Source organism: Stenotrophomonas sp. GD04054 (assembly GCF_029836955.1).
Lineage (GTDB): Bacteria > Pseudomonadota > Gammaproteobacteria > Xanthomonadales > Xanthomonadaceae > Stenotrophomonas > Stenotrophomonas maltophilia_A.
In genome coordinates, this window is sequence record NZ_JAOECR010000087.1 from 1 (window position 1) to 10553 (window position 10553).

Sequence of the window (10553 nt, forward strand, 5' to 3'; positions counted from 1 at the left end):
CCGACGTCAGCCGCACCCAAGGTGGCGTACAGCCGGCTGGGCGTTTCGATGCCCGGCAACTGGATCACCCCGCGCTCCTGCATGCCCAGGCCCAGCAGGATCTTCCCGGACACCACGTTGTCCAGATCGGTGATGCCGTACAGATCCTGCAGGCCCAGCTCAGCGCGCGCATGCGCGAACACCGCCCGCGCCGCCTCACCGGCATAACCCTGCCCGGCGAATTCAGACAGCACCGCGTAGCCGATGTCCGGCCCCGGCAGGCCATCGCGGCGCACCAGCCCGGCATTGCCCAGCCACGCTCCATCGGACAACCGCTCGATGGCATACATGCCGAACCCATTCAACGCATAGCTGTGCAGCACCCGCAGCGCGATGTACTCACGCGCCTGTTCTTCACTGCGCACATTGCGGTCACCAATGAAGCGCACGAAGCCCGGATCATTCAACAGCGCCAGCATCGGCGCCGCATCGCGATCAGGTTCAATCGCACGCAGGCGCAGGCGTTCACTTTCAATTGGATGCACGCGCAGACCTCCAGCCGAAACCCCGATTCTGCCTCAACCCCCGGCTGTTGCTTTTGATTTTCTTTTTTCTTTTCCGTGGCTGGCGCGCACGGAACCTGTCAGAGGCCGGGCGGGTGGGCTGGGCGGGACCGTCCGCGGCATGGGCCCGAGGCATGCCTCGGGCGGGTTGGGCAGGACGCCCAACCCCGGTCTTGCCGTGTGCGCAGGACAGCGCACACGAGCAAGCCGCGGCCGAGCCCCCATGGACGGGTTTACGGCGTGTCCCGCCCAGCCCACCCGCCCGGCCCACCACGAATGCGCTGCGAACGACGCCAGCCATGAGCGGCTGCGCCGTTCGCCGGTCAATCGAACAGCGCCTCGATCGCCGCCAACCCCGCACTCGCCCGTTCCTTCTTGCGCACCGCATCCGCCACCGGATCGGCGCCATCACGCTGGATCTCCTCGGCCGGAATCTCCTCGAAGAACCGGCTCGGCTTCAGCCGCACGTGCTCACCGAACTTGCGGGTCAGCTTGCTGTAACTCATCCACAGCTGGATCTTGGCGCGGGTGATGCCCACGTACAGCAGGCGCCGCTCTTCCTGCAGGTTGCCCTCGTCCAGGCTGACCTGGTGCGGCAGCACGCCATCCTCGCAGCCGACGATGAACACGTACGGGAATTCCAGGCCCTTGGAGGCGTGCATGGTCATCATGCGCACCTGGTTGCCGCCCTCGTCCTTGTCGCTGCGCGACAGCAGCGCCAGCTGGCCGGCCAGGTCGGCGGCAGTGGCACCGCGCGGGCCCCCCTCGAACCACTGCGCCAGTTCCTCGATGTTGTTGGCACGGCGCTGGTAACTCGCCTCTTCCTTGGCCTGCTGGCGCAGTTCGCTGAGCAGGCCGGATTCCTTGGCGACCTTGCGGATCATGTCGCCGGAAGTGACCTGCCGGGTCTGTGCACGCAGGTCACGCAGGATGTCGGTGAAGCGCGCCAGGCTGTTGGCCGCGCGCGGGGGCAGTTGCTGCAGGGCACCGATCGCCTCGGCAGCCTGCGCCATCGGCATGTCCTTCTCCTGCGCCAGCTCGGCCAGCTTGGCCAGCGTGCCGGCACCGACGTCGCGCTTGGGTGACTGCACCGCACGCATGAACGCGGTGTCGTCGTCCGGGTTCACCAGCAGGCGCAGCCAGGCCAGCGTGTCCTTCACTTCCTGGCGTTCCAGGAACATGGTGCCGCCAGTCAGGTGGTAGGGAATGCGCAGCAGCTGCATCGCCTTTTCCAGCGGGCGCGACTGGAAGTTGCCGCGGAACAGGATGCAGAAATCACTCCACGGCACATTGCGCGACTGCGCCACGAAGGCGATCTCGGCGGCAACCTTTTCCGCCTCATGTTCGCTGTTGCGGCACTCCCACACGCGGATGCGTTCGCCGTCGGCCTGGTCACTCCACAGCTTCTTCAGGTGCTCGTGCGGGTTGTTGGCGATCAGCGCATTGGCCGCGCGCAGCACGCGGTTGGAGCAGCGGTAGTTCTGCTCCAGCTTGATGATCTCCAGCTTGGGATAGTCGCGCCCCATCTGCTGCAGGTTTTCCGGATTGGCGCCGCGCCAGGCATAGATCGACTGGTCATCGTCACCCACGCAGGTGAAGTTGCCCTTGTCACCGGCTAGCTGCTTGAGCAGCCGGTACTGCGCGTCGTTGGTGTCCTGGCATTCGTCCACCAGCAGGTAGCCGATGCGCTCGCGCCAGGCCAGCGCGATCTCCGGATTTTCTTCCAGGATCTGCACCGGGAGACGGATCAGGTCATCGAAGTCGACCGCATTGAACGCCGTCAGGCGCAGCTGGTAGCGCTCGTAGACGCTGGCCGCTTCCTTCTCGCGATTGCTGCGCGCGGCGGCCATCGCCTGCTCGGGCGACAGGCCGGCGTTCTTCGCGCGCGACACCAGGTTCTTCATGTCCTCGATGTCATCAGGCTTGGCCCCGTACATCAGGTCCTTGATCTGCGCAGCGGCATCGTCTGCATCGAAGATCGAGAAGCCGCGCTTCAGGCCAACGGCGGCATGTTCGATCTGCAGGAACTTCAGGCCCAGCGCATGGAAGGTGCAGATGGTCACCTCGTCGGCGTCCTGCTCGCGCAGGCGCTTGGCCACGCGCTCGCGCATTTCCTTGGCCGACTTGTTGGTGAAGGTGATCGCCGCGATGCGGCGCGCCGGATAGCGGCCGCAGCCGATCAGGTGGGCGATCTTTTCCACGATCACACGCGTCTTGCCGCTGCCCGCGCCGGCGAGCACCAGCAATGGACCTTCGATGTGCAGGACGGCGGCGGCTTGGGGGGGATTGAGACCGTGCATGGGATGGGGATTGTAGCGGGGCCTGGTGACGACCACAGCGGGCCGCCGGTGGGGTTGCTGAACGGCTTCGGCGAAGCGGGGCTGCGGCGTACAATCCGTCGATGGCCAAGCTCTACTTCTACTATTCGGCGATGAACGCCGGCAAGACCACCACCCTGCTGCAGAGCGCCCACAACTACCGCGAGCGCGGCATGCGGGTGGCGATCCTGACCCCGCGCCTGGACGATCGTGCCGGCGCCGGCGTGGTCGCCTCGCGGATCGGCCTGCGTGCGGACGGCATGGCCTTCGACCGCGATACCGACCTGCAGCGCTGGGTCGAGCAGGATCTGGCAGCCAACGGCCCGATGGGCTGCGTGCTGGTGGACGAGGCGCAGTTCCTGACCCGCGCCCAGGTCTGGCAGCTCAGCGAAGTGGTCGACCAGCTGCGCATTCCGGTGCTGTGCTACGGCCTGCGCACCGACTTCCGCGGCGAGCTGTTCGAAGGCAGCCAGTACCTGCTGGCCTGGGCCGATGAGATGCAGGAGATCAAGACCATCTGCCACAGCGGCAAGAAGGCGACGATGACGGTGCGTGTGGACGAGCATGGCCACGCGGTGCAGGACGGCCCGCAGGTAGAGATCGGCGGCAACGACCGCTACGTTTCGGTCAGCCGCGCCGAGTTCAAGAAGATCACCCGCGGCGAAGGGCGGATCGATCCGGCGCAGGCGCCGCTGCCGCTGTAGCAGGCGCGCCGGTGCGCCATGACCTCCAGCGGTTTACAAGCACGCGCTGTCGCGCCTAGGCTGCGGCTCCCCTGCTGCCGAACTGGACGTCCGACATGCGCTCTGCCCTCCTGCTGCTGCCGCTGCTGTTGCTGCCCCTGCTGGCCACCGCGGCCGAGCGCCCGTCAGGTGAAGACGATGCGGCGGTGATCGGCGCCGGTTTCATGGACAGCCACCCGGACATGATGTACCGGCAATGGGGCGTCAACGCGCTGCGTCGCAACGATGTCAACGGCGCGATGGACAACTTCCGGCTGGCCGCGCGGTATGCGGACAAGCCTGCCCAGGGCTACCTCGGCGAGATGTACTGGTACGGGGTAGAGCAGCCGCGCAATCCGGTCATGGCCTATGCCTGGATGGAGGTGGCGGCCGAACGTGGCTATCCGTTGTTCGTCGAGCTGCGCAACGAGTACTGGGCCACGCTGCCGCTGGAGCAGCATGATGCGGCGCGCGCGCAGGCAAGCGCGCTGCGCGCCGAGTATGGTGACGAAGTCGCGCGCCCACGCATGGCCGAAGTGCTCAGAAAGGGGCGCCGCGAGATGACCGGCAGCCGCGTCGGCTCGATGTCCAACAACGTCGACATCGTGTACATGGACGGCGGAATCTCCCGCACCATCAAGGCCGATCGCCTCTACGACCCGAAGTACTGGGACCCGAAGCAGTACGAACGCTGGCAGGACGAAACCTGGATGAAGATCCGCCGGGGCACGGTGGAAGTGGGTGTGCCGACCCAGTCGCACGCCACCGACAGCAAGCCTTGAAACAACGGTGCCGGCATGTAGCCGGCACCGGGCCGCATCCATTCAGTACAGCGTGCGCTCCGGCGCACCTGCCGGCGGCGGGGTGTACTGGTACAGCCAGGTCTCGGTGAGGGTCTTGCCGCCACTGCGCAGGAACAGACGGATGTCGATCTGCTCGGTGCTGCCTTCCGGCGGCACCAGATCGAACATCGCGCGGTAGCCGTTGATCTCGCGCAGCGGGCGCGCCGACACGATCTCGACCCGGCCACGGCTGGCTTCCACCACGGCCTCGACCTCGCCCTTGTCGATCAGCCTGGCCAGTTCGCCGCCTTCGAAGTCCACAGCGAAGCGCCAGCTGAAATACTCGCGCTTCTTGCCGACCACGCCACCCAGGCCGGTGCGGCTGGCCACGCAGTGCGCCAGCGGCGGCCGTGCCGGCGGTTCGGCGCCCCAGTACAGGCGATAGCCGACCAGCAGCTCCTGGCCCGGCTGCGGCTTTTCCTTCGGGTTCCAGAACGCCACGATGTTGTCGAAGGTCTCGTCCACGGTGGGAATCTCCACCAGCTGCACCGAGCCCTCGCCCCATTCGCCCTTCGGCTCCACCCACAGGCAGGGGCGCTTCTCGTAGAACACGCCGTCGTCCTGGTAGTGGTCGAAGTTGCGGTCGCGCTGCAGCAGGCCGAAACCACGCGGGTTGCGGTCGACGAACATGTTGAAGCGCAGGTTGCGCGGATTCAGCAGCGGTCGCCAGATCCATTCGCCGGCACCGGTCCACAGCGAAAGGCCGTCGGTGTCGTGGATCTCCGGGCGCCAGTCCCATGCCATGCGGCGGTCGTTCTCGCCCACCTGGTACATGCTGGTGCACGGGGCGATGCCCAGCCGCTCGATCGCCTTGCGCGGGTACAGCGCGCTGTCGATATCCATCAGCAGCACGTCGCCGTTGGTGATGGCGAAGCGGTACGCACCGGCCACGCTGGGCGAATCCAGCAGGCCGTAGACCACGATCGTCTCCGAATCGGCCGACGGCTGCTCCAGGTAGTAGGCGATGAAGTCCGGGAATTCCTCCGGCTTGCCCATGCCGGTGTCGATCGCCAGGCCGCGCGCGGACTGGCCGTACTGGCCTTCCTTGCCGACCGCGCGGAAGTAGCTGGCGCCGAGGAAGGCCGCGAAGTCGCGGTCGGTGTCCTTGCGGGTGTTCAGGCGGAAGCCGGCGAAGCCCAGATCGGCCGGCAGCTCGCCGTCCTTGATGCCGCTCTTGCCGTAGTTGAACGCCGCGCCGTCATAGGCCAGCTCCTGCGCCTTGCCGTCGACCACGTCGAACATGCGCACCGGCGAGTGGAAGTACAGGCCCAGGTGGAAGAACTTGGCCTGGAACTTGCCCGGCTGGTCAGCCCACAGCGCATGGTCCTGGCGGTAGCCGATCGACTGGTACTGGTCCCAGTCCAGGCCTTCCAGGCGGCCCGGCAGCACCCGCTTGTGGCTCTTGTAGGGTGCCTGTGCCAGCGCGCGCGCCTGGCCCTTCAGGGTGGCGAAGTCGAACGGCTGTGGCTGGCCGAGGCGGCGCAGGCCCATCTGGCCGCTCTTGCTGGCCGCGCACGCGGGCAGGGACGGCAGGCCGAATGCAGCCAGGGCGAGGGAGGCATTGCGGATGAAGTCGCGTCGTTGCATGCAGGCGCGTCAGGCACTGAGGGAAGGTCGGCCATCATAGGCAGACAAACGTTAACGGGCAGCGGAGACGTGCCCTGCCCGTTCAGCTGCCGCTGGCCGCCCGGCTCAGCGCTGGCAGTGGCTGCACCAGACGCTGGCGCGCTGGCCGATGGTGGCGTGCTTCAATGTGCGGCCACAGTTCGGGCAGGGCAGCCCGTCGCGGCCGTACACCAGCAGTTCCTGTTCGAAGTAGCCCGGTGCGCCGTCAGGGCTGATGAAATCGCGCAGGGTGGTGCCGCCACGGGTGATGGCGTAGCCGAGGATTTCCTTCACCGCGTCGGCCAGCCGCTGGTAGCGCCCGCGCGAGATCTTGCCGGCCTCGCGCAGCGGGCTGATACCGGCCTTGAACAGGCTCTCGGCGGCGTAGATGTTGCCCACGCCCACCACCACCGCCTGGTCCATCAGGAAGGTCTTCACCGGCGCGCTGCGGCCACGGCTGCGGGCGAACAGGTAGTCGCCGTCGAACGCGTCGTCCAGCGGCTCCGGGCCCAGCCCCTGCAGCAGCGGATGGATCTCACCGGCGGGCTGCCAGAGCAGGCTGCCGAAGCGGCGCGGGTCGTTGAAGCGCAGCAGGCGGCCGTTGTCCAGGCTGATGTCGACGTGGTCGTGGGCGCGCACCGGCGTATCACCGGGCAGCACGCGCAGGCTGCCGGACATGCCCAGGTGCAGCACCGCGCTGCCGATGGCGGTATCCAGCAGCAGGTACTTGGCGCGCCGGCGGATCTCCTCGATGTGCTGCCCCGGCAGCAGCTCGGCCACTTCCGGCGGAATCGGCCAGCGCAGGTCGGCGCGACGCAGGATCACGCCATGCACGCGGCGACCCTGCAGGTGCGGCGCCAGGCCGCGGCGGGTGGTTTCGACTTCGGGCAGTTCAGGCATGAACCGATTCTACGCCCGCTCAGCGTGGCGGTGCCGCCAGTTCACGGGCATCCAGGACGCCATCACCGTTGGCATCCTGCTTGTGGAAACGCTGCACGATCACCTGCCGCTGCTGCTCGCGGCTGATCGCCCTGCCCTTGCCGCCGGGCAGCTCGTCTGCGCTCAGCACGCCATCGCCATTGCGGTCCATGCGATCGAAGGCATACAGCATCCACTGCACGTACTCGGACTCGCTGACCCGGCCGTCGCCATCGCTGTCCATCCGCTGCAGGTAGCTGGTGGTGTCGGTGACCTGGGCCAGCGCCACGCCCGGCAACAGCACCGCCAGCAGAAGCCCGCACCCTGCCCTCACGCGCCCACCAGGCTGTAGCCCTTCAACCGTGCGGCATAGGCCTGCAGCGCGGCGATCCCGCTTTCCTCGGCCTCACGGCACCACGCCTGCAACTGATGCAGGCGCTCGGCGGCATCGTGGCCGCGGGCCTCGAGCAACGCCGCCAGCCGCGCGCGGTACTCGACCAGGGTGCGGATGCGCGGGCGCTGCGCCACCCATTCGCTGAGCTGGGCACGACTGTCCGGCTTCAGCCAGCGGCCATCGTTGACCAGGCCACGGCGCAGCCGGCGCGGCAGCAGGCGACGCAGCTTGGCCCCGGCCTGCACGGCTTCCTCGCGCAGGGCCGGCATGAACACATTGCGCTGGTAATCGGTCATCGCCTGGAAGCGGTGCGACAGCAGCGCCTTCAGGGTCTCGGCGTCGGGCACGGCGATGTTCGGGCGCACGTCCATGGCCGGCGCCACCCGCAGCACCCTGGCCAGGCGCAACGCCTGCAGCAGGCGGATCGCACTCCAGCCGATGTCCAACTCCCAGCGCCGCATCGCGAATCGCGCCGAGCTGGGGAAGGCGTGGTGATTGTTGTGCAGCTCCTCGCCACCAATCCAGACGCCCCACGGCGTGAGGTTGGTGGAGGTATCGGCCGACTCGTAGTTGCGGTAGCCCCACCAGTGGCCCAGGCCGTTGACCACGCCGGCCGCCCAGAACGGGATCCACGCCATCTGGATCGCCCACAGGGCCACGCCGGGTAAACCGAACAACACGGTATTGATCGCGAACAGCAGCACCGGGCCGAGCGTGGCGTGCGGGGTATACAGGTGGCGCTCGATCGCATCATCCGGGGTGCCACGCCCGTACTGCTCGATGTCCGCGCGCATGCCGCGCGCTTCGCGGTACAGCTCCACGCCATGCCAGAACACCTTGCCGATGCCGCGGGTAACCGGACTGTGCGGGTCGTCCTCGGTCTCCACCTTGGCGTGGTGCTTGCGGTGGATGGCCACCCACTCGCGGGTGATCATCGAGGTGGTCAGCCACAGCCAGAAGCGGAACACGTGGGCCAGCGCCGGGTGGAAATCGACCCCGCGATGGGCCTGGCTGCGGTGCAGGTACAGGGTCACCGAAAAGATGGTGACCTGGGTGAAGACCAGCAACACCGCCAGCATGGCCCACCAGCCCAGGCCGAGCACACCACCGGTCAACAGGGACATCAGGGCATCAGGCATGACTGCTCTCCGGGAGTGAAGGATACGTGCCACCTATCATGACGCCAAGCATAGAGAGCCGAAGCAATTTCGACGCAATATCAAGCGAATTCATGCTAATTTCGAATCGTTCGGTGGTGAACGGGCAAGAATGCTCCAATCAGCATCCTTATTTTCCCTCATATCGCACCAGTAAGCACTGGGCTCCACTATTAATTAATAGCAAGAAGCACCTTCATGGTCGACGTATGTGAAGCCCTAGATCAGCTTACGAATGAGTGCCGTCAACATTTGGCAGATCTTCCACAATTGCAGTCCTGTCTGGCGAGACTGGAGCGTTCTATAGGCAGAATGGAAGATCGTGCATCGATACCTCGCTACACGATTAAGACAGTTCATGCGCAAACCTCGTTGCGAGCCATCGTAGAAGGCCTGACTACCGCATTTGAGGCTATCGCGGCGCGACGTTACTCGGCTGCTGAGGCACTTTGTCGCGTGGTCTTCGAGCAAACAGTGAACCTTATGTTCGTTCTCCACGACAATGATGCGTCACGCGCAAAGTCATTGCTCGCTTTCCATCTTGAGGATGCTCGTCGGAGAGCGACGCAATGGCATAGAGCGGCGGAACGTGCAAACAACTCATCTGCACAAAATGCGGCTCGAATGAAGCTTGAGCATATTGAACGCCTCAAAACAAGCACTGAAACTCTCAGTTCGGCGAGTTTAAGGCCCTGGCCAAACGCGCGCGATCGCTTTTCATCACTCGGTTTGGAACTGCACTACTACGAACTTTTTGCATCAGCATCCGATTCAATCCATTCGCTTTCCGAAGACTTCTTCAGCGCTGTGATGATTGAGTGCGGACCAGACATACTTCGGAGGGAACGCAGGATCGCCAGCGACTTCGAGCGCGGATCATTCTCGATTTATCTGGGAGCGCAGGGCCTACAGCTCTTTGCTAATGCGTTCCTCCATCTTTCATTTGAACTGAAAGACCCTGCATCCCAAGAACAAGCGCAAACGGCGTTGGAGATGGTGCAAGAGATAGTCAGCAAGCATGAATCGGATCATGCAGGTCATTGGAACCAGCTCCGCTCCCCTCCCGAAGACAGCTAGCAGAGCTTTGTATGCGAGATGGTGCGCGCGTTGGGCACCACGATCATGTAGAAAGTTGTGTAACTGCCGACCAAGTCTCGCCGACTCCTCATGAATGTCGTATCTATCCCCACTACCCCGGTGCCTTCGACAGCGTTGATCGAACTGGACCGCGCCACCGTGGTGCGCGGCCAGGTGAAGGTGCTGCACGGGCTCAGCCTGCGCATCGCGCAGGGCCAGCACACCGCCCTGCTCGGCCCCAACGGCTGCGGCAAGTCCACCTTCATCAAGCTGATCACCCGCGAGCTGTACCCGCTGGCCCAGGGCGACGGCACGGTGGCGGTGAAGGTGCTGGGCCAGAACCGCTGGCAGGTGGACCGGCTGCGCTCGCAGCTGGGCATCGTCACCGGCGACCTCAGCAGCAATCTGGCCGACATGCCCGGGCTGACCGTGGAACAGGCGGTGCTGTCCGGCTTCTTCGCCAGCTACGTGGTGCCGGCCTTCCGCGAGGTGACCGCCGACATGCGTGCACGCGTCGGCGAGACACTGGCGATGACCGGCGCGCTGTCGCTGCGTGAGCGCGCCTACGCCGAGCTGTCGGCCGGCGAGACCCGCCGCGTGCTGATCGCCCGCGCGCTGGTCAACCGGCCGCAGGCACTGCTGCTGGATGAGCCCTCCACCGGCTTGGATCTGGTCGCCCGCGAGCAGCTGGTGGCGACCATGCGGGTACTGGCGCAGCAGGGCATCACTCTGGTGCTGGTGACCCACCACATCGAAGAGATCATTCCCGAGATCGAGCGGGTGGTGCTGCTGCGCGACGGCCGCGTACTGGCCGATGGCACCCGTGCCGAACTGCTGCGCAATGAACCGCTGTCGGCGGTGTTCGGCGGCGCGATCACGGTGGTCGAGCAGGAAGGCCGACTGACCGCGTACGCGGGATAGACAGATGCATCGCTCTCCGTAACCGTCTGTAGAGTCGAGCCATGCTCGACTGCCGTT

Annotated in this window: 10 protein-coding genes; 4 read left to right on the forward strand and 6 right to left on the reverse strand. The window is 65.7% G+C overall.

Features of this window, described 5'->3' with window-relative positions; translation table 11 throughout:
• Both N7573_RS21855 and N7573_RS21860 read right to left on the reverse strand, forming a co-directional pair.
• The coding region (locus tag N7573_RS21855) for a GNAT family N-acetyltransferase (protein ID WP_049422378.1) at nt 1–524 on the reverse strand (524 nt) is incomplete at its 3' end.
• A 341-nt stretch (nt 525–865) separates the two neighbouring features.
• A complete protein-coding gene (locus N7573_RS21860) occupies nt 866–2842 on the reverse strand; it encodes a UvrD-helicase domain-containing protein (RefSeq protein ID WP_032128682.1) in 1977 nt (658 codons plus the stop codon).
• Between the two features lie 101 nt (nt 2843–2943).
• Between N7573_RS21860 and N7573_RS21865 the strand changes: the two genes are divergently transcribed.
• Nucleotides 2944–3564, forward strand: coding sequence for a thymidine kinase (locus tag N7573_RS21865; protein ID WP_008264720.1), 621 nt, complete (start codon nt 2944–2946; stop codon nt 3562–3564).
• A 95-nt stretch (nt 3565–3659) separates the two neighbouring features.
• On the forward strand, nt 3660–4364 hold the full coding sequence (locus N7573_RS21870) for a sel1 repeat family protein (protein ID WP_032128680.1): 705 nt from the start codon (nt 3660–3662) through the stop codon (nt 4362–4364).
• Between the two features lie 42 nt (nt 4365–4406).
• Here N7573_RS21870 and N7573_RS21875 read toward each other — a convergent pair whose 3' ends face one another.
• The 4 genes from N7573_RS21875 to N7573_RS21890 all read right to left on the reverse strand — a co-directional run bounded on the left by N7573_RS21875 (nt 4407) and on the right by N7573_RS21890 (nt 8480).
• On the reverse strand, nt 4407–6011 hold the full coding sequence (locus tag N7573_RS21875) for a glucan biosynthesis protein D (protein WP_012509627.1): 1605 nt from the start codon (nt 6009–6011) through the stop codon (nt 4407–4409).
• A 105-nt stretch (nt 6012–6116) separates the two neighbouring features.
• Nucleotides 6117–6929 carry a bifunctional DNA-formamidopyrimidine glycosylase/DNA-(apurinic or apyrimidinic site) lyase gene (mutM, locus tag N7573_RS21880; RefSeq protein ID WP_279913543.1) on the reverse strand — a complete coding sequence of 271 codons (813 nt, stop codon included), beginning with the start codon at nt 6927–6929 and terminating at the stop codon, nt 6117–6119.
• 19 nt (nt 6930–6948) lie between these two features.
• Entirely contained in the window at nt 6949–7281 is a 333-nt protein-coding gene (locus N7573_RS21885; protein WP_279913544.1) for an EF-hand domain-containing protein, read from the reverse strand.
• Nucleotides 7278–8480, reverse strand: a complete 1203-nt coding sequence (locus N7573_RS21890; protein WP_279913545.1) for a fatty acid desaturase — start codon at nt 8478–8480, stop codon at nt 7278–7280. The genes N7573_RS21885 and N7573_RS21890 overlap by 4 nt, the downstream gene beginning before the upstream one ends.
• Nucleotides 8481–8696: 216 nt before the next feature.
• Here N7573_RS21890 and N7573_RS21895 point away from each other — a divergent pair, with 216 nt between their 5' ends.
• Both N7573_RS21895 and N7573_RS21900 read left to right on the forward strand, forming a co-directional pair.
• Complete coding sequence (locus tag N7573_RS21895; protein ID WP_134951574.1) at nt 8697–9575, forward strand: DUF5677 domain-containing protein; 879 nt, start codon at nt 8697–8699, stop codon at nt 9573–9575.
• 90 nt (nt 9576–9665) lie between these two features.
• Nucleotides 9666–10496: an ATP-binding cassette domain-containing protein gene (locus N7573_RS21900; RefSeq protein WP_134951575.1), complete on the forward strand. Its 831-nt coding sequence runs from the start codon at nt 9666–9668 to the stop codon at nt 10494–10496.
• The last annotated feature ends 57 nt before the right edge of the window (nt 10497–10553 follow it).